General features: G+C 42.7%; 18 protein-coding genes. 10 read left to right on the top strand and 8 right to left on the bottom strand.

Annotation, left to right across the window (positions count from 1 at the left end; all coding sequences use genetic code 11):
* Nucleotides 1-25: 25 nt before the first annotated feature.
* Nucleotides 26-424 (bottom strand): DUF2721 domain-containing protein, encoded by a 399-nt coding sequence (locus BB427_RS19795; RefSeq protein WP_010374626.1) that lies wholly within the window; start codon nucleotides 422-424, stop codon nucleotides 26-28.
* 109 nt (nucleotides 425-533) lie between these two features.
* On the opposite strand from BB427_RS19795, the gene BB427_RS19790 reads away from it, so the two are divergent.
* Genes BB427_RS19790 through tsaD form a run of 3 tightly spaced genes read left to right on the top strand, consistent with a single transcriptional unit; the run spans nucleotide 534 to nucleotide 2,521 of the window.
* Nucleotides 534-881 carry a putative signal transducing protein gene (locus BB427_RS19790; protein WP_010607629.1) on the top strand — a complete coding sequence of 116 codons (348 nt, stop codon included), beginning with the start codon at nucleotides 534-536 and terminating at the stop codon, nucleotides 879-881.
* On the top strand, nucleotides 865-1,458 hold the full coding sequence (locus BB427_RS19785; protein WP_010374628.1) for a YjaG family protein: 594 nt from the start codon (nucleotides 865-867) through the stop codon (nucleotides 1,456-1,458). Before BB427_RS19790 ends, BB427_RS19785 begins: the two co-directional genes overlap by 17 nt.
* A gap of 49 nt (nucleotides 1,459-1,507) precedes the next feature.
* Nucleotides 1,508-2,521 carry a tRNA (adenosine(37)-N6)-threonylcarbamoyltransferase complex transferase subunit TsaD gene (gene tsaD / locus BB427_RS19780; protein WP_010607631.1) on the top strand — a complete coding sequence of 338 codons (1,014 nt, stop codon included), beginning with the start codon at nucleotides 1,508-1,510 and terminating at the stop codon, nucleotides 2,519-2,521.
* Here tsaD and plsY read toward each other — a convergent pair.
* Nucleotides 2,518-3,108: a glycerol-3-phosphate 1-O-acyltransferase PlsY gene (gene plsY / locus BB427_RS19775; protein ID WP_083229914.1), complete on the bottom strand. Its 591-nt coding sequence runs from the start codon at nucleotides 3,106-3,108 to the stop codon at nucleotides 2,518-2,520. The two genes, tsaD and plsY, sit on opposite strands and share 4 nt — an antisense overlap.
* A 124-nt stretch (nucleotides 3,109-3,232) precedes the next feature.
* Here plsY and folB point away from each other — a divergent pair, with 124 nt between their 5' ends.
* From folB to BB427_RS19760, 3 genes are read left to right on the top strand one after another with little or no spacing between them, the layout of a single operon-like run.
* The gene (folB, locus tag BB427_RS19770; RefSeq protein WP_069022753.1) at nucleotides 3,233-3,583 is read left to right on the top strand and encodes a dihydroneopterin aldolase; all 351 of its coding nucleotides are present in this window, start codon (nucleotides 3,233-3,235) and stop codon (nucleotides 3,581-3,583) included.
* Between the two features lie 7 nt (nucleotides 3,584-3,590).
* Complete coding sequence (gene folK, locus BB427_RS19765) at nucleotides 3,591-4,079, top strand: 2-amino-4-hydroxy-6-hydroxymethyldihydropteridine diphosphokinase (protein ID WP_069022751.1); 489 nt, start codon at nucleotides 3,591-3,593, stop codon at nucleotides 4,077-4,079.
* Entirely contained in the window at nucleotides 4,076-4,876 is an 801-nt protein-coding gene (locus tag BB427_RS19760) for an undecaprenyl-diphosphate phosphatase (RefSeq protein ID WP_010607635.1), read from the top strand. The genes folK and BB427_RS19760 overlap by 4 nt, the downstream gene beginning before the upstream one ends.
* Before the next feature lie 333 nt (nucleotides 4,877-5,209).
* On the opposite strand, the gene BB427_RS19755 is transcribed toward BB427_RS19760, so the two are convergent.
* Nucleotides 5,210-6,166, bottom strand: coding sequence for a methylenetetrahydrofolate reductase (locus tag BB427_RS19755; protein WP_069022749.1), 957 nt, complete (start codon nucleotides 6,164-6,166; stop codon nucleotides 5,210-5,212).
* Between the two features lie 270 nt (nucleotides 6,167-6,436).
* On the opposite strand from BB427_RS19755, the gene BB427_RS19750 reads away from it, so the two are divergent.
* Nucleotides 6,437-9,313: a M16 family metallopeptidase gene (locus tag BB427_RS19750; protein WP_069022747.1), complete on the top strand. Its 2,877-nt coding sequence runs from the start codon at nucleotides 6,437-6,439 to the stop codon at nucleotides 9,311-9,313.
* Nucleotides 9,314-9,388: 75 nt separating this feature from the next.
* Here BB427_RS19750 and BB427_RS19745 read toward each other — a convergent pair whose 3' ends face one another.
* Nucleotides 9,389-9,796, bottom strand: a complete 408-nt coding sequence (locus BB427_RS19745) for a diacylglycerol kinase (RefSeq protein WP_010374636.1) — start codon at nucleotides 9,794-9,796, stop codon at nucleotides 9,389-9,391.
* Nucleotides 9,797-10,039: 243 nt separating this feature from the next.
* On the opposite strand from BB427_RS19745, the gene cysE reads away from it, so the two are divergent.
* Complete coding sequence (cysE, locus tag BB427_RS19740; protein WP_045987778.1) at nucleotides 10,040-10,861, top strand: serine O-acetyltransferase; 822 nt, start codon at nucleotides 10,040-10,042, stop codon at nucleotides 10,859-10,861.
* 49 nt (nucleotides 10,862-10,910) lie between these two features.
* Here cysE and xseA read toward each other — a convergent pair whose 3' ends face one another.
* On the bottom strand, nucleotides 10,911-12,248 hold the full coding sequence (gene xseA, locus BB427_RS19735; RefSeq protein ID WP_069022745.1) for an exodeoxyribonuclease VII large subunit: 1,338 nt from the start codon (nucleotides 12,246-12,248) through the stop codon (nucleotides 10,911-10,913).
* Between the two features lie 131 nt (nucleotides 12,249-12,379).
* On the opposite strand from xseA, the gene guaB reads away from it, so the two are divergent.
* On the top strand, nucleotides 12,380-13,849 hold the full coding sequence (gene guaB, locus BB427_RS19730; protein ID WP_010374639.1) for an IMP dehydrogenase: 1,470 nt from the start codon (nucleotides 12,380-12,382) through the stop codon (nucleotides 13,847-13,849).
* A gap of 105 nt (nucleotides 13,850-13,954) precedes the next feature.
* Entirely contained in the window at nucleotides 13,955-15,529 is a 1,575-nt protein-coding gene (gene guaA, locus BB427_RS19725; RefSeq protein ID WP_069022743.1) for a glutamine-hydrolyzing GMP synthase, read from the top strand.
* Between the two features lie 361 nt (nucleotides 15,530-15,890).
* On the opposite strand, the gene BB427_RS19720 is transcribed toward guaA, so the two are convergent.
* The 3 genes from BB427_RS19720 to BB427_RS19710 form a co-directional block, all read right to left on the bottom strand.
* A complete protein-coding gene (locus BB427_RS19720) occupies nucleotides 15,891-16,256 on the bottom strand; it encodes a hypothetical protein (protein WP_069022741.1) in 366 nt (121 codons plus the stop codon).
* A gap of 123 nt (nucleotides 16,257-16,379) precedes the next feature.
* Nucleotides 16,380-16,991, bottom strand: coding sequence for a hypothetical protein (locus BB427_RS19715; RefSeq protein WP_069022739.1), 612 nt, complete (start codon nucleotides 16,989-16,991; stop codon nucleotides 16,380-16,382).
* A 128-nt stretch (nucleotides 16,992-17,119) separates the two neighbouring features.
* A complete protein-coding gene (locus tag BB427_RS19710) occupies nucleotides 17,120-18,196 on the bottom strand; it encodes a hypothetical protein (protein WP_069022737.1) in 1,077 nt (358 codons plus the stop codon).
* Nucleotides 18,197-18,298 lie beyond the last annotated feature (102 nt).

The raw sequence follows: 18,298 nt of genomic DNA, 5'->3' as shown, positions 1-18,298 counted from the left end.
AGTATAGTCGGCAGTAACAAGGCCGCTAATCTTGTTGAGGTTTTTTCTCGATATTTTGCAATTCTAGTTCGATTGCATCGCAAGAAATGTGGATTTCATAAAGAGAAAGTAGCAATGACAAGGTCAGGCTACACAGACTCGCACCAAACAATGTGACGCCAAGTAAGGATATTTCAAGAAACAGGGCAAACATTGAAGACGTGCAGAGTAAAAATGCGATTACACCCCATACTTGCATTCGTCTGATCAATCTAATTCGTTTTCTTAAGTTTTCTATTTGTGCTTTAACCAAGGATCTTATGGTGTCGCCTTCTCGGGCGTTTAATTCACGGATCAATTGCGCGAGTACCAAAAAGCGATTGGTGTAAGCGAGCAGTAATAAAGAAATTGCTGGGAATAATAGGCCCGGTGTTGTTAGAGTCATAGTCGTATTTTAATGGAATAGCTTGATGTTTAAGTGTGATGATAATGAACGATTTTATCAAGAAACAAATGAGCACAATGAGTGCTAATTCAATAGTGAAGATAATGCAATGAGTGAACAATCTTTTCATTGGGTGCAATTGTGCGCTATCAGTGGCTTTGTTGAAGCACATTTACTCAAAGGTCAACTAGAACAAGCGAATATTCAGGTTCGCTTACAAGGTGAGCATTTGTCAGGTGCTATTGGTGAAATTCCAGCAGAGCAAGCTGCCATCAAGCTCTTTGTTTATGCAATAAAGTTACCCGAGGCTCAGGAAATATTGGTAAACTATAACAAATCACGACATCGCAGTGCCGCCGAGCTGTCGGATTGGCTATGTAATCACTGTGCAGAATTAAATGGACCAGCGTTTGAATATTGCTGGCAATGTGGAAATAAGCATGAGCAAAGCAAATAACTTTCAAAGAATTAGAGAGTTAAATTATCTTCAAAAAGCAGTCTTAGGCGCTGCTATTATTGAACGTATGTTGCCAAATTATTCACTATTTAGTGAGGCAACGGGTTTTGGCGACGAGCAAGTACTCAGAAATGCGCTGAATTTAATTTGGGAGAAAATATTACTGCCAAAGAGCAAAATTAGCTTAGAGAAGCTGGTTGAAAAGGTAGAACCAAATGTACCTGAGCTCAGTGAGTTTGATATGTTTGGTACCTATCCCGCAATCGACGTAGCGACTGCGCTGTTAGGCATGTTACAAGGCCTGATGACAAAAGATGAACATGAGTTTGTAAGTGTTGCCAAAATTTCTCAGGCAACGGTAGCTAAATACATCGAGTTTATGTTGATGGCGGAAGATATATCTCCTACGAATGAGTTAGTGCGTGAGCACCCGCAGATGCAGTATGAAATTGAAATCCTCGCTGAGCTTATCGAACATGTGGAAAATATGGGACGTATTAGCAGCGAATCGGTGAAGTCGCTAAAGGCCTTGGCACTAGCTGACGGCCAAACAAATATTGGTTTGGAACTTGAGTAGTTGATTTCGTATAATCAGCGGCTGCAGTAAAGAGTTTGGAGAAAGTAACTTGCGTATTTTGGGTATAGAATCCTCATGTGATGAGACGGGTATTGCTATTTATGATGATGAGCAAGGGCTGTTGGCACATCAATTATATTCTCAGGTAAAAGTACACGCCGATTATGGTGGGGTAGTGCCTGAACTTGCTTCTCGTGATCATGTACGCAAAACAATTCCTCTTATTGAAGCTGCTTTCGCCCAAGCGGGTTGTGGTCCAGAAGATCTTGATGGCATTGCTTATACCGCAGGGCCGGGTTTGGTCGGTGCTTTGTTGGTTGGCACCTCAATTGGTCGCTCGTTAGCATTTGGTTGGGGGATCCCTGCCGTTGCCGTACATCATATGGAAGGCCATTTGCTTGCCCCTATGCTTGAAGACGATAAACCAGAGTTCCCATTCGTTGCGCTGCTAGTCTCTGGTGGCCATACCATGATGGTCAAAGTCTCGGGTATCGGTGAGTATGAGGTGCTTGGTGAATCAGTGGACGATGCCGCTGGTGAAGCGTTTGATAAAACCGCAAAGCTGCTCGGTCTTGATTATCCTGGTGGCCCAATGCTTGCGAAAATGGCGACACAGGGTCAAGCAGGGCGATTTACTTTTCCAAAACCGATGACAGACAGACCCGGTCTGGATTTTAGTTTCAGTGGATTAAAAACTGCAGCGGCAAACACGATCCGTAATGAAGGCGATGATGAGCAAACGAAAGCAGATATCGCTCATGCCTTTCAAACTGCGGTCGTAGAAACACTAGCGATCAAGTGTAAGCGGGCACTGAAAGAAACAGGCATTAAAAGCTTGGTGATTGCAGGTGGCGTCAGCGCCAATACTGAACTTAGGCAAAAGCTTGAGCGCATGATGCTTGGTATGAAAGGGCGAGTTTATTACCCGCGCACTGAATTTTGTACAGATAATGGGGCGATGATAGCTTATGCAGGAATGCAGCGCCTAAAAGCAGGTCAGCATGCGCCACTTGATATGAAGACTAAACCGCGTTGGCCGCTGGATAGTCTAGAAAAAGTCTAATCTTTAGACTTTTTCCCCACCTTGGGCTCTTTACCACTCAAGAGCCTTTTAATATTTGCTCTATGACGAATAATAATCACCACAGTTAAAAAGCTGACCGGCACCGTATAAAGCGGTTTTATCCACCATGTGTAAAGTGGAGCAGCTGCGACTGCGACAATCGCTGCGAGTGAAGAGTAGCGTGTTAGCGCTAGCACCACGAGCCAGGTACTGATCAATAGCCCACCCAATGACAAGCCGATGGGTAATAGCGCACCAAATGCCGTTGCTACTGCTTTACCACCGTTAAAGTGGAAGAAAATAGGATAAATGTGACCAAGGCATGCGCTTACGGCTATGGCACCTAACCATACAGGCTCTATTTTCAGAAAGTAAGCTCCCCACACCGGGATGGTTCCCTTTAAAATATCGAAGACGAGCACCAGCGCAGCTGGGATCTTTCCTCCCAATCTTAATACATTGGTTGCGCCTGGATTATTAGAACCATTAAAGCGTGGATCTGGTAGATGGAATAACCGACACACCAGAATCGCTGAGGAAATCGATCCCAATAAATAAGCACATACGCACATTAAACTGATTAACACTGTCTTCCTTATTTTTTATTGCGTTGTTTTGGGCTATGATCGGCGGTCTTAAGTCCTGCACAGATCGCGAATTGCGATTAGAAAATGCGGGTGAATTACAGCGATAAACATGTTTGGAGTTTACATGGATAAAGTCTATATCTCACAGCTACACGTCGAAGCCATAATAGGAGTGTACGACTTTGAAAAAGAAAGTAAACAAAGCCTTTACTTTGATGTTGAGATGTTGACCGATATTAGCGCTGCCGCTCGCCATGACGATATTAATTTGGCGGTTGATTATGCCAAAGTGAGTGAGCGTATTATTGCGCATACCCAAGCAAAACCAGTTGAGCTATTAGAAACCTTAGTTGAACAGCTTGCTGCAATGATCCTAAATGAATTTAATGTACAACAAGTGCTTATAAGAGTAAGTAAACCTGCTGCCGTGCCACAAGCACAAACGGTTGGTGTAGAAATTGTGCGTAAGAAGTAGAATTATCATGGCACAAATTTTTATCAGTCTCGGCTCAAACATAGAAAAAGAAAAAAATTTGCTGAGTGGTTTGAGGATATTGATAAAACACTTTCCGGATTTTCAACATTCGAGTGTGTTTGAGAGTGAAGCCGTCGGGTTTGCAGGAAATAACTTTTATAATTCGGTCTTTGCTGCACAAACACAGCTGTCTTTAGACGAAGTGTATAAACTGCTCAAGTCGATAGAATACGATCATGGTCGTCGCTGTAGTGAAAAGAAGTTTAGTCCACGCACATTAGATCTCGATATTCTCTTTTATGACCACCTTATTTGTTCATCACCTGCTCAGTTGCCTCGGGATGAAATAACCAAAAATGCCTTCGTGCTTCAGCCATTAGCTGAACTAGCTCCTGATTTTATCCATCCTGTTGAGGGTAAAACCATTGCTCAGTTATGGCAGGAGTATCACAACCCAACTCAAAAATTATGGAAAGTGGAGTTTCCCAAGCAATGAGCTTTATTGAGATTGTCGTCCTTGCAATTATTCAAGGTCTCACTGAATTTTTACCTATTTCGAGTTCTGCCCACTTACTGCTACCTTCTCAGGTACTAGGTTGGCAAGATCAGGGCCTTGCCTTTGATGTTGCTGTTCATGTTGGTACTTTGCTGGCTGTCGTTATTTATTTTCGACAAGACATTGTCAGCCTACTGGCTGGATGGTTCAAGTCATTCTCAGGTACGCACTCTAAAGAAAGCCGGCTGACTTGGTGTATTGTGGTTGCCACCATTCCATTCGTGATCTTAGCCCCACTACTTAAAGACATCGTAGAAGTTTACTTACGTAGTGCTTGGGTGATTGCAACATCGACGATAGTATTTGGTTTACTGCTTTGGTACGCCGACGTGAAAGCAAAACAAATCAAAGACGAATTTGCCTTAAACTGGAAAAGCGCATTGATACTGGGGCTTGCGCAAATTACCGCTGTTATTCCCGGCACATCGCGTTCAGGCATTACCATCACCGCAGGTTTGTTACTCGGGCTTGATAAGAAAAGTGCAGCGCGCTTTTCGTTTTTAATGTCTATTCCGGTCATTTCTATGATGGGACTGTATTACAGTTTAGAGCTTGCTACCGGCGATGAAGTGGTTGATTGGAATGCGCTATTAAGTGGTGCAGCACTGTCGTTTATCTCGGCTTATGCCTGTATCTTCTTTTTCCTGAAAATCATAGAGCGCATGGGCATGATGCCATTTGTCATTTACCGCTTGTTACTTGGAGTGGGATTAATCGCTTTCTTGAGCCTAAGTTAATCTAGGCTTTGAATAAGTCAGCAAGGTTAACAGAAAAGCCAGCTTGATGAAGCTGGCTATAGGGCCTGTTGGCCTTCGCTGTTTGATTTTTGTTCTTCTGAATGTGTTTTGGTCGCGACGCTCGACTTGCCGCCTAGTAATCTAGGCAAAAGTTGAGCAACAATGAACAAAGCGCACTCAGGTGAACCCAAAGGGCAGCGCTTGATTGGCATTTCTACTGTGTTATCGCCAGACTTACATAGAATGACTATGCTACGCAGGCTCTGCCTTGTATAAATACCAATCAAACTGCTGCAAAAACAAACTTGGAAGATCAACAGGCCCTAGACTGCATTAAGCAATTTGCTTTTCCGCAAGGCATAATTCCATGGTCGCCTTCAATAGCCTATAAAGGTTTATCGACGCATCTATTTCTTCTTTGCGGTTTGTTAAGCTCTCAATATTTAAGCCAAGAGAAATATCTAGATGTGAGCAGCTTTTTAAGATTTGATCTAGATTTTCTCTACAAATACGAATTGACTCACTTAGTGTATTGTCTGCATCTAACATGCGCCATTTGGTTGCTTCTGGTACTGAGATCCCCAGCCATTCCATAAACTGCAAGGTTTTTTCCCCACCACATGGAGTAAAGGTAAGAATAATGCGTTTTGGTGTTTGCCCTTGCTGTTTACAGGTGCGAGCATAGCTCGTGATAAGATCTATGGTTGCTTGAGCGTCATACACTGCTTGGGAAACAAAAAATTGGCAGCCTTGCTCTGTTTTATCAATTAATCTTTCGTGTTCATTACGCTTACTGGCGTGGCGCTCTGCGATGGTTACACCACCCAAGAAAAAGTCATCTTGGTGATGCTTCAGTACCTTATAGGCTTCAGAAAGCGGCAACTTAATATCGCCTTGTGAAGATGGACTGCCCACTAATACTAGATTGTTTAACCCATATTGCTGTTTAGTGCTGCTTAACCAATTGCCAAAAGCTTCACTATCTCGCTGTGCCACACTTTTATACGTAATTACATCAAGGTGTGACAATTCGCGGATCAACTGGCTATATTCACACGGATCAACGGTGTGCTTAAAAGGAAATGGGCGTGGTACTTGAGTACGGCTGCTTTCATCTTGAATGTCATAGATGATCACGCCGTCGTATTCAATCTCATGTAAACGGCCCAAAAGTTTAGCGGCAATTGATTTTAGCTGCTCTGGGTCGGTGCCAATCTTAGGTGGTGTGGTACCAATTAAATATACCCCTTGGTTAGGGTCAATGATTTTCTCTTGAAGCGTTAAAGCCATAATCCTCATTCCACAAAAGCATTTCTGTATCTCTTTACTAATATAGCAGCCATTTAGACGTCTAGATAGATTTTTTTAATGAAAGAATTTCAATAATTATGAATTTATCTCAAGCGCTCAAACCAAAATTTCATATTTGTTTACACATTAGGGTGGTAAATCACCTTGGAAATTAGCGAATTAGTATGACTTTGGGGCATAATCAGGAGGTTTGCTAACGTAAGTGAACACGACTTACTTAGAATAAAAAATATGATTAGGACCAAATTCATGAAATTCAAATTACTAGCAACCAGCTTTGCCGTAAGCTTAGCGCTTAGTGGCTGCGCAGCGACGAATTCAGACCAAGCTCAACAGTCAGCTGTAAGTACTCAAGCTGCCCAATCCAATAAAGTATTCGCCCAAGATTATGTTTTGGAAGAGCTAGAAAATGGCCTTCGCGTCATGGTAGTTAAAACTAACTATCCTGATGTGGTATCGCTACAAATTCCGGTTTCTGTTGGTTCGCGTAATGAAGTAGAAGCGGGTAAAACCGGCTTTGCTCACTTCTTTGAGCATATGATGTTCAAAGGCTCAGAAAAGTATCCACAAGACGTTTATTCGGACATTTTGAAAAATTCAGGTGTTGATAATCGCGCCTACACCACCAATGACTACACGAACTACCACTTAAATTTCTCGAAGCAGCATTTAGATAAAGTATTAGAAATCGAAGCGGATATCTTTCAAAACCTGACTTACAGTGAAGAGCAGTTTCGTACTGAGGCACTAACTGTTAAAGGTGAATACCTTAAAAATAATGCCAGTCCAGTTCGAAAACTGCTTTCTGCGGTAAGAAAAGAAGCATTTGATAAACATACCTATAAACACACAACGATGGGCTTTTTTGAAGACATCGAAGCAATGCCTGATCAAATGGCCTATGGTAAAACCTTCTTTGAGCGCTTTTATAAGCCTGAGTATGTATCACTTGTGATCGTAGGTGATGTAGATCCTAAAGCAACTATGGCTATGGTGAAGAAGCATTGGGGTAATTGGAAAAAGGGTGACTACCAAGCCGATATTCCTGTTGAGCCAAAGCAAGACAAAGCGCGTTACGTTCACGAAAAATATGATGGCTTACCGGGTCACTGGTTGCTAGTTTCGTATAAAGGCGCTGCATGGGAGCCGAAGAAAAAAGACCGAGCGGCACTTGATCTGATCTCGCAGCTTTATTTCTCTGAAAACTCAGCGCTGTATCAAGAGCTAGTGGTAGACAAACAGCTTGCAAGCCAAATGTTTACCTATAACCCTGAAACCAAAGACCCTGGTCTTCTACATGTTTTCGTTAAAGTAGAAGATGAAAAAGATTTGGCGACAGTGCGTGATGCAATCAATAACACTTACGCAAAAGCACGCACAGAGCTGGTAGATGAAAATAAACTTGCTGCACTTAAATCAAACCTAAAGTACAGCTTTATTAACGGCCTTGACTCATCACAATCTATTGCTTCGACACTCGCGAGCTACATGCATTTTGAGCGTGATCCTGAAGTGGTGAATGCGCTATATGCAAGTGCTGATAAAGTCACTGCAAAAGATATTCGTGATATTGCCAATAAATACTTTGTGGACAGCAGCCGCACAACGGTGACTATGTCTGCACTTGAGTCTGTCTCTGGTTTTGATAAGGAAGTTAACTTAGACAAGTTAGTGGCAAAAATGGACAAGCTAGTAACGCGTCATTTCAACGTATTAGACAAGACCAATAACTCACCGCTGGTGGATGTGAACTTTCTTTTTTACACAGGTGCTGCTGCCGATCCTGCAGGTAAAAAAGGTCTTGCTGCGCTTACTGCGGCTATGATTGCCAATGGTGGAAGTGAGTCGCAATCATACAAAGAAATTCAAAAGGCGCTGTACCCGATTGCTGGTAGCTTTGGTTATCAAATCGATAAAGAAATGATTTCTTTACGTGGTCGTATTCATAAAGACAATGCTGATCAATGGTATGGCATTGTGAGTCAGCAGCTTTTGAACCCAGGGTTCAGAGAAGATGATTTTAAACGTCTGAAAAAAGAGCTAATCGATGGCATTAAGGCTGGTTTGAAAGCGTCAAATGATGAAGAGCTAGGTAAAGAAGTGCTTTATCACGAGCTGTACAAAGGCCACCCATACGAAAGCTATAACTTTGGTGATTTATCAGACTTAGAAGCAATCACTTTAGATGACGTTAAGGCTTTTTATGCTCAGCAATTTACTCAAGCTAAACTCAACGTGGGTATTACTGGTGCACTCGATAAACAGCTAAAAGAAGCGATGTTTAACGACCTTGCGGCTTTACCTAAAGGTGAAGAAGCACGTTTACAAGTGCCTGATGCGCCTAAGCTATCTGGTCATCACGCAACCATCGTAGAAAAGAATGCAAAATCAACAGCGGTGTCTTTTGGTTTCCCAATCGACACGGTTCGTAGCAGTAAAGACTGGGCTGCGCTTTGGTTAGTGCGTTCATACTTTGGTGAGCACCGCAGTTCAAACAGCCACTTGTACCAGCGTATCCGTCAGGTGCGTGGTATGAACTATGGTGATTATGCATATATCGAATACTTCCCTCGTGGTATGTTCCAAACTAAGCCGGATGCAAACTTAGGTCGTAGTGAGCAAATTTTCCAAGTTTGGTTACGCCCACTTCGTTCTAATAACGATGCCCATTTTGCAACGCGTACCGCATTGTTTGAACTCGATAAGCTGATCAAAGAAGGGATGAGCAAAGCAGACTTTGAAGCAACACGTAACTTCTTAATCAACTTTGTGCCGCAAATGGTGGCGAGCCAAGATAGACAGCTAGGTTATGCACTTGATAGCCAGTTCTACAACACCGATGAATTTGTTGCCTATGTGACAAAGCAGCTAGCGTCGCTGTCTGTTGAAGACATCAATCGCGTTATCAAAGAGAACTTGCAGAGCGAAGATATTCACTATGTGTTTATCACTGGTGATGCAAAAGATATGGCGAAGCGCCTAAGTGCTGAGCAGTCATCTCCTATGACTTATAACACGAAAAAGCCTGATGTATTACTGGCTGAAGATGCTGAAATTGCTACATACCCGCTCAATATTCCAAGTAAGAATATTAAAACGTTAGATGTAGAAAAAGTGTTTGAATAACGATTATTCAGCTTAATAAAAAATGGCGGCTAAAAATTTAGCCGCCATTTTTTTGTGTCAAAACCACGCATAATTTTAGGTTATGGTGTTGAACCACTCCACTGCGGCAGCTATCCAAATTAATGAGCTAATTAATAATGTCAGCGTAACGGCCGCTGATGCCATATCTTTTGCACGACCAGATAGTAAGTGATGCTCTGTACTCACTCGATCTGTCAGTGCTTCGATTGCCGAGTTGATGAGTTCTATGACCAATATCAACAGTACACTACCGACCAATAAGGCCCACTGAGCAATACTTTGCGCCAATATGATTGATAAAGGAAGACTTGCCACCAGTAACCACGTTTCTTGTCTAAATGCCGACTCTTCTTTATAGGCTGCTTTCATTCCTTTCGCTGAGCAATGCGTTGCTTTGATTATTCGCGCAAGCCCTGTGCCATTTGGTTTGTTGGTATCCGTTGTCTTGATCTTTATCGACATATTAGCGATCCCGCGTTGGTAGTATTCAATGGGGCGTTATTATACGAAGATCTACTCAGTTCGACAGTGCAAAATTGTAAGAATCTTTGGTCCAACAGAGGGCATTTGAAACCGGACTAAAATATGTTGGTTGGTTATTAGATATAACCAAGTGTTTGAAGCCTGATTTTTTATAATACATGACACTTAATGACTCTAAGCGTTACACTATGAGAAGTATCAGTATTATCGGAAGTTCGTCACATGAGACATGAGATTTGGAATAAGTTACGCGAAGAAGCCAATGAGTTGGTTGCTCGCGAACCATTGCTTGCTAGTCACGTTTACTCGAGTATTTTAAATCACGAGTGTCTTGGTTCTGCATTAAGCTTTATCGTTGCAAATAAGTTGGCGGATGCCGTGGTGTCAGCATTTACAATTCGTGAATTGTTTGATCAGGCCTTTGTGCACTGCGATACCATGCTGACTCATGTTGCACATGATATAAAAGCCGTTAAAGATCGCGACCCGGCTGCCGATAGTTATCTCAACGTAATTTTAAATCTGAAAGGTTTTCATGCAATCCAAGCACATCGATTGGCATACTGCTTATGGCGTCAAGACAGAAAAGAGCTGGCTCGCTTTATACAGAGCAGAACCTCTGAAGTATTCGGTGTTGACATCCATCCTGCTTGTAAAGTCGGTCATGGTATTATGTTTGACCATGCGACTGGTATAGTCATTGGTGAAACCGCGGTTATTGAAGATAATGTTTCTATTCTGCAATCAGTCACACTTGGTGGTACGGGTAACGAGCAGGGTGACCGTCACCCGAAAATCCGCGCCGGTGTATTGATTGGTGCTGGTGCCAAAGTACTTGGCAACATTGAAGTAGGAGAGGGCGCTCGAATTGGTGCAGGTTCCGTTGTACTTAGCCCTGTAGCACCGCACACTACAGTAGTGGGGATCCCAGCTAAGGTGGTTGGTAAGCCATCATGCCCATGCCCTGCAGAGAGTATGAACCAAAACTTCCTCGAAGATGATGATAAGCTCGAAAATGAGTCAATCACTTCAGCGATGTTGTAAGGTTATTAGATTATAAATGGGGAAATCACTTCCCCATTTTTATATCCGCTTATTGGGTTGCTTTTACCATAGACACCACCTCACCATCAGCCAGTTGTGTAACTATCGGCTTTTCCGGGTCGACATCCGCCACTGATTTAATCACTCTATCTTCCTGCTTTGCGATACTATAGCCCCGAGCTAATACCGCCAGTGGACTGACGCTGTCTAGTTTTGCGCTTGATACCGCGAGTTGGTGTCTTTGCGTGTTAAGCTTTTGCTCCATTGCATACTGCAACTTATCACTGAGTTGTGTGACCAATTGCTTGAACTGAGCGATCCTTTGTTCTGGATGTAATCGATCAAATCTATGCTGCAGCAGATGGAATTGCGATTGCTTTTGACGTAAGTGATGGGCTTGAGCACGAATTAATCGCTGTTCTAACTCATCAACTCGCTGTGTTTGCTGCATAAGTTGATTCTTAGGGTGTTGTAACTGCAGTCGGGCTTCAAAGTTTGCTAATCGCTGTGATGCACCTTCAAGGCGACGTTTAAAAGCTTGATTGAGATATTGTAGTAACTCTGAAGTACGCAATTTTAGTGCTTCTGAGTCTGGGCTCACTAGTTCTGCGGCCGCCGATGGGGTTGGCGCTCTGACATCTGCAACATAGTCGGAAATGGTAGTATCTATTTCATGGCCCACTGCGCTTATCACCGGAATTGAGCTGGCAAAAATAGCCCTTGCGACTGATTCCTCGTTAAAGCTCCATAAGTCTTCTAATGAGCCGCCACCTCTGCCAACGATCAATACGTCTACCTCGCGTCTAGCATTCGCCTGAGCGATTTGTTTGCAAATCTGCTGCTTGGCTTCATCGCCTTGCACTAGAGCTGGGTAAATTACAACTTGTAACTGTGGGGCACGACGTTTGAGTACAGTCAAAATATCCTTGATGGCAGCCCCCGTCGCTGAAGTGACGACCCCCACGCGATTAATGACACTTGGCAAAGGTTTTTTGTGACTAGCCGAAAACAGGCCTTCTGCTGCCAGCTGCATTTTTAGGGCGTCAAACTGTTGCTTGAGCAAGCCTTCACCGGCAGGGGCCATTTGCTCGACTATCAATTGATAGTCGCCTCGTGGCTCATACACTGACACTCTAGCCTGTACCATTACCTGCTGACCATTGGCAGGGCGGTGGTTACAGTAACGATTATTACCTCGCCACATGGCCGCTTTTATCTGTGCTTTGTCATCTTTTAGAGAAAAATACCAATGCCCGGAGGCCGGAGCAACAAAGTTTGAAATTTCTCCGGTGAGTTGTACAGAGGCAAAACCTTGTTCTAAGAGCGCGCGTATTTCTCTGTTAAGTCTTGATACAGAATAGGTTTTATTATTATTGGGGTATCCCATGTTGGCCTCCATAAAAAATTCACAGTCACTTTATCACATTTTTTGCTAAATTTTATTTACTCCCATAAGGAACGCTGATAAAATTCGCACGCAATTCCTTATACTCAGTTCACTTGAGAGAAGCCGCGAACATGCTAAGAATTGCAAAAGAAGCCCTTACCTTTGACGACGTACTTTTAGTACCAGCTCATTCAACTGTTCTTCCTCACACAGCAAACCTGAAAACGCGTTTGACTCGTGGGATTGAATTAAACTTACCGCTTGTTTCCGCTTCAATGGATACAGTGACAGAAGCGCGCTTAGCGATCGCTCTGGCACAAGAAGGTGGTATTGGTTTTATCCACAAAAACATGACTATCGAAGAACAAGCTCGCAACGTGCGTAAAGTTAAGACGTATGAAGCGGGTATTATCTCTTTCCCTGTGACGGTTACTTCTGATCTTACGATTGCAGAAGCAATGGAGCTTGCACAGGACAAAGGGTTCTCAGGTTTCCCGGTTGTTGGTGCAAACAACCAACTTGAAGGGATCGTGACTAGCCGTGATATGCGTTTCGAAACTAAGCTGGAAAAAGCAGTTTCAACGGTCATGACTAAGAAAGATGACTTAGTGACAGTAAAAGAAGGCGCATCTCGTGAAGAGATCCTTGGCCTAATGCACGAACACCGTATCGAAAAAATCTTAGTGGTTGATGACGCATTTGCACTAAAAGGTATGATCACCGTTAAGGATTACCAAAAAGCGCAAGATAAACCAAACGCATGTAAAGATGAGCAAGGCCGTCTTCGTGTTGGTGCTGCTGTTGGTGTTGGTGCTGGTACTGATGAGCGTATTGCAGCTTTGGTTGAAGCGGGTGTTGATGTACTACTAATCGATACTTCTCACGGCCATTCTCAAGGTGTTATTGACCGCGTTAAAGCGACACGTGAAGTATATCCAGAACTACAAATCGTTGCAGGTAACGTAGCAACAGCTGAAGGTGCAATTGCATTGGCTGATGCTGGTGCAGATGCTGTTAAAGTGGGGATCGGCCCAGGTTCTATCTGTACTACTCGTATCGTTACGGGTTGTGGTGTACCGCAAATTACTGCTATCTCTGATGCAGTAGAAGGCCTAAAAGGTCGTGATATTCCAGTGATTGCCGACGGTGGTATCCGTTTCTCTGGTGATATCGTAAAAGCGCTAGTTGCTGGTGCTTCATGTGTAATGGTGGGTTCAATGCTAGCGGGTACTGAAGAGTCTCCTGGTGAAGTTGAACTATACCAAGGCCGTTACTACAAGTCTTACCGTGGTATGGGTTCACTTGGTGCGATGAACCAAAAAGAAGGTTCGTCTGACCGTTACTTCCAGAAGAGTGATGCTGCTGACAAACTAGTACCTGAAGGTATCGAAGGTCGCGTAGCATACAAAGGACCAATCGCAACGATTATCCATCAGCAAATCGGTGGTATTCGCAGTGCAATGGGTCTAACTGGTTGTGCAACTATCACTGAATTAAATACTAAGCCGCAGTTTGTACGTGTGACTTCTGCGGGTATGGGTGAGTCTCACGTACATGACGTGCAGATCACCAAAGAGGCGCCTAACTACCGTATGGGTTAAGCCTCAAGGCGTGTTTCTGGGCTAGCAAGTTGCTAGCCCTTATTACTTTTGATAGAGACGCAAGGCGGCTTTATCCTGTTTAGTTCCTAACTAACGAGATTATCAATGAGCAAAGATATCCACGATTCCCGAATTTTGATCTTAGACTTTGGTTCGCAATACACTCAGCTAATTGCACGTCGTGTACGTGAAATAGGTGTTTACTGTGAACTTTGGGCTTGGGATGTGACAGAAGAGCAAATCCGTGAGTTCAATCCTCAAGGTATCATTCTATCAGGTGGCCCAGAGTCAACGACGCTTGAAGGTAGCCCAAAAGCACCAGATTACGTATTCGAAGCCGGTGTGCCTGTACTGGGTATCTGTTATGGTATGCAGACGATGGCAATGCAGCTTGGTGGTCAGGTACATAGCTCAGATAAAAAAGAATTCGGCTACGCAAAAGTAGAGAAAGTAGGCGACTGTAAGCTATTTGAAGCGATTGAAGATCACATCGAAGATGGTGCAGGTTACCTAGACGTGTGGATGAGCCATGGCGATAAAGTAGCTAAAATTCCAGACACGTTCAAAACTTCAGCGAAAACGGATACTTGCCCTCATGCGGCAATGTCTTGGGAAGAAAAGCGTTTCTACGGTGTACAGTTCCATCCAGAAGTAACGCACACTCAGCAAGGTTTGCGTTTACTAGAGCGCTTTGCAATTGATATCTGTGGTTGTGAAAAACTATGGACGCCTGAGCAAATCATTGAAGATGCAATTGAGCGTATCAAAGAGAAAGTAGGGGATGACGAAGTTATCCTTGGCTTATCTGGTGGTGTTGATTCATCAGTGGTTGCAATGCTTATTCACCGTGCGATTGGCGATAAGCTAACCTGTGTATTTGTTGATAATGGCCTGCTGCGCTTGAATGAAGGCCAGCAAGTAATGGATATGTTCGGTGATAAGTTTGGTCTGAACATCATCAAAGTAGAAGCTGAAGAGCGTTTCCTTAACGCGCTTAACGGTTTAAACGACCCTGAAGACAAACGTAAAGCAATCGGTCACACCTTTATTGAAGTGTTCGATGAGCAAGCCAGCCAGCGCCTAAACGCGAAATGGCTAGCACAAGGTACAATTTACCCTGATGTTATCGAATCGGCAGCATCAAAAACCGGTAAAGCGCATGTGATCAAATCTCACCACAACGTGGGTGGATTACCTGAAGATATGGAGCTTGGTCTGGTTGAGCCACTACGTGAACTATTTAAAGACGAAGTTCGCAAGATTGGCCTAGAGCTTGGTCTGCCGTATGACATGCTTTATCGTCACCCGTTCCCAGGTCCAGGTCTTGGTGTTCGTGTACTTGGCGAAATCAAGAAAGAATACTGTGACTTACTGCGCCGTGCTGACGCTATCTTCATTGAAGAGCTACATAAAGCGGACCTTTACCACAAAGTGTCTCAGGCATTCGCCGTGTTCCTACCGGTACGCTCTGTTGGCGTGATGGGCGATGCACGTAAATACGACTGGGTGATCTCACTACGTTGTGTTGAAACTATCGACTTTATGACGGCACGTTGGTCACACTTACCATACGAGCTACTAGGCCACGTTTCAAACCGTATCATCAATGAAATCGATGGTATTTCTCGCGTGGTTTACGATGTATCAGGTAAGCCGCCAGCGACAATCGAGTGGGAATAAGCTTGGTTGTAAAAACCTAACCTAGCTTTCGTTAGATTAATAAAAGGCCAGCCAGTATTTCTGACTAGCCTTTTTTATGAATTTTTACTTTCCTAAAAAACCTTGCGGAGGTATGTGGTTTCTTCGCAGTGATGTTTATAGTGATGCTGGTCTGCTATTTTTTGGGCTGTGACTGCACAGCACCGCATTTCACATATATCAAACCGATTATGGTGAAGCTGTAACTTGTTTCTGGACAGAAGCGTTTTAGGTCGTCGGCTGTATTAGGTGAATTTCGCATAACAGGCGGATTAAGCTTGGCTAAAATCTGCGAGGAACGAGCGTCAGCCAAGCTTTAGACGTCCATTCATTAATGCGCTTGTTAGTTTTTTTTGAGCAATCTCTTATAGACGGCATTGAAATTAATACCTACGCCAAAAAGATTTGGCTTTACATCAATCATATCTTCTGCGCCTTTTGTTTGTTGTGATGACTCTTTCTCCGTTTGAAGAAATTGCTCACCTTCAAATGTAAGACCGCCTTGAATTATTACTGCATTAACTAGCCCGCCAGCAACTATATATGATTTAGAGTGCATTAATTCTTGAATGTAATTTTGTTCATAAGCAGATATTAAACGAGTAGCTATAGACTGAAACTCATGAAGAGATTCCAAGCTCTCATCCTTTGGCGAAAACGAAAGTTCCCCCTGATGAACTCGTTGAAGCAATTCCTTTTGTAAATTCATATCTTAGATCCGATAAAAAACTAACGCCCCGTAAAGGGACTGATTAATGTTTGGCTAGAATGTATAGCGTAGCGAAACCGAGCCAAACGTTAGCAGTCCCGCCTTGAACAGCTTGTTATAAGCCTATTCACATATAGAGTCGAATTTTCTAATAAACGCTTTTTGAAGCTTGTCACTTTTAATTAGTTGCGTTTGATACCAAGCAATATATGAGTCTATCGCTTTTTGAAAGTCATTACGAAAAACTTTTTTAGTCTCTGCGCAGACTATTTCAGTGCCACTATGAGAGGATGCCAAAACTTTCCAACCGTTTTTAGTAGATGCCTCATGTAATAGACCGCAGCGAACAGAGGAATAAAAATCACTAGCAATTTCTTCATTAAATACAATGCTAAATGGATACCTTTGGGTAAGGAAATTAATAAAACATTTTTTACTAGATTTATATTCATATTTTCCCAATTCAGAATCTTTCCTTACCCATTTGTAGTTAATGCCTTCATAAGTCGATTCCAAAAACTCAATGATTGAGCAATGAATAGCTGAAATAGAGAACCCCTCACCTAAACAGCTCCCTTTTTGGAGTGATTTAATTGGGGTTAAGTAACGGCTCTCTAAGCGACCATAAAAGAAGTCTTTAAATATTGTCATCCATAACAAGCTATCAGATGATTTAATTGCTTCTTTTCTTATCAAAAGCCAATCGTCTACCTTCTTTGTATCAGTGATATACATACTATCCTAAGCTTATAACGCTTGCCTAACCGGCGCGAAATAGCAGGCTAAACTTTGCGACGGAGGAGCGCAGCCTGCTTTTTTGCGTCCCTTTTGGTTAAGGCATTTGTTATATGGTTATACTCAGTTCACCCTTTTTTAACAGCGTTTTGAATGAAACTAAACCAAGCATCAGGGTTATAAACCTTAGTGCTACTATCGATTACTTTATCTCCATATACTTTGTCTAGTGCACTAGTTGCTCCGCCTATCGCCATACCAATTAAAGGGTTTGCGGTTAATATCGTTCCCAATATACCTGAAATTGCCGTCACAGAGCCGAACCTTGTCCAGTCTACCCACTCTTTTTTTGAAGGTAACTGACGAACTGTTGAATCGTATAAGTCGCGTACATCAACATTTCCACCTTTACTCTTTTGAATCCACTTCCTCAGTTCGTCCGCTTCAGCGGAGTTTATTATCCCCATAAACTTATTTACTGGCTTTTCCGAGCTTAGTAAAATTTTAGCAAGTGAAGGTAAGTTTTTTAATGAATGTAGGTCATCTATCACTGGCGATTTATGAAGATCCAAGTCAGAAAATGGTAGATTCATTTCTCTCAAAGTTGCAGCTTTGTCGCATAGGCTCAAATAATGCAGAACCTCATCATCAAACGATGTAGAAAAAATACCGCAAACCCAGAGCTCTCTAATTTTTTGAATAGCTTGATCGAATGCAAAGCATCTGTCTGTAGTGAAAAAAGAATCTCTTTGAATTCCGTGCTTATAAAACAGGTCATTCATCTCTGAGGTGAGCTGAGTATAGTCTTCTTGATTATCGATAGGCAGCTCCAAGTTATCAAAGATAAGGGATACTGCCTTGGAAGCGTTCAGTGGCTCTCTGAGAAATATTGAATTACCAGTATCTAAAGACTTCTCGATATCGTCACTTAAGGTTTCTGTATAAAAGGGACTATATCTTGGAAGATAAAAGCTTATGCGTCCATTTTTTATAAACTCCTCAATTTCAGGTAGAGTAAATGCACTAAAAAGCTCTCTTGTTGTGGATTGATCAGCTCTAAAACTAACCTTGTCGTGAATAAGAAATAAGTCCCCGATTCCTATCAATGTTTTTAGTTCGGGAGAGGACACTCCACCTGTTAACCCCATATATTTTTTAGATGGAATAAAAAGGTCGCCGCCATAGCCTATATGTTTTTTTATCATGTTTACTCGAAATCTAAATAACCTTATAACGCCGCAATATGGGGCGTATTAAGCTTGGCTAAAATTAGCGAAGAATGAGCGCCAGCCAAGCTTTAGACGTCC

Source organism: Pseudoalteromonas sp. BMB (assembly GCF_001709235.1).
GTDB classification, from domain to species: domain Bacteria; phylum Pseudomonadota; class Gammaproteobacteria; order Enterobacterales; family Alteromonadaceae; genus Pseudoalteromonas; species Pseudoalteromonas maricaloris.
The sequence above is the reverse complement of the archived record's forward strand: the minus strand, read 5'-3'. Positions and strand labels throughout refer to the sequence as shown.

What these genes read in the sequence shown, in the direction of transcription:
- BB427_RS19795 (WP_010374626.1), bottom strand. Translation starts at nt 424, where the DNA reads ATGACTCTAACAACACCGGGCCTATTATTCCCAGCAATTTCTTTATTA.
- BB427_RS19790 (WP_010607629.1), top strand. Translation starts at nt 534, where the DNA reads ATGAGTGAACAATCTTTTCATTGGGTGCAATTGTGCGCTATCAGTGGC.
- BB427_RS19785 (WP_010374628.1), top strand. Translation starts at nt 865, where the DNA reads ATGAGCAAAGCAAATAACTTTCAAAGAATTAGAGAGTTAAATTATCTT.
- folB (WP_069022753.1), top strand. Translation starts at nt 3,233, where the DNA reads ATGGATAAAGTCTATATCTCACAGCTACACGTCGAAGCCATAATAGGA.
- folK (WP_069022751.1), top strand. Translation starts at nt 3,591, where the DNA reads ATGGCACAAATTTTTATCAGTCTCGGCTCAAACATAGAAAAAGAAAAA.
- BB427_RS19760 (WP_010607635.1), top strand. Translation starts at nt 4,076, where the DNA reads ATGAGCTTTATTGAGATTGTCGTCCTTGCAATTATTCAAGGTCTCACT.
- BB427_RS19755 (WP_069022749.1), bottom strand. Translation starts at nt 6,166, where the DNA reads ATGGCTTTAACGCTTCAAGAGAAAATCATTGACCCTAACCAAGGGGTA.
- BB427_RS19750 (WP_069022747.1), top strand. Translation starts at nt 6,437, where the DNA reads ATGAAATTCAAATTACTAGCAACCAGCTTTGCCGTAAGCTTAGCGCTT.
- BB427_RS19745 (WP_010374636.1), bottom strand. Translation starts at nt 9,796, where the DNA reads ATGTCGATAAAGATCAAGACAACGGATACCAACAAACCAAATGGCACA.
- cysE (WP_045987778.1), top strand. Translation starts at nt 10,040, where the DNA reads ATGAGACATGAGATTTGGAATAAGTTACGCGAAGAAGCCAATGAGTTG.
- xseA (WP_069022745.1), bottom strand. Translation starts at nt 12,248, where the DNA reads ATGGGATACCCCAATAATAATAAAACCTATTCTGTATCAAGACTTAAC.
- guaB (WP_010374639.1), top strand. Translation starts at nt 12,380, where the DNA reads ATGCTAAGAATTGCAAAAGAAGCCCTTACCTTTGACGACGTACTTTTA.
- guaA (WP_069022743.1), top strand. Translation starts at nt 13,955, where the DNA reads ATGAGCAAAGATATCCACGATTCCCGAATTTTGATCTTAGACTTTGGT.
- BB427_RS19720 (WP_069022741.1), bottom strand. Translation starts at nt 16,256, where the DNA reads ATGAATTTACAAAAGGAATTGCTTCAACGAGTTCATCAGGGGGAACTT.
- BB427_RS19715 (WP_069022739.1), bottom strand. Translation starts at nt 16,991, where the DNA reads ATGTATATCACTGATACAAAGAAGGTAGACGATTGGCTTTTGATAAGA.
- BB427_RS19710 (WP_069022737.1), bottom strand. Translation starts at nt 18,196, where the DNA reads ATGATAAAAAAACATATAGGCTATGGCGGCGACCTTTTTATTCCATCT.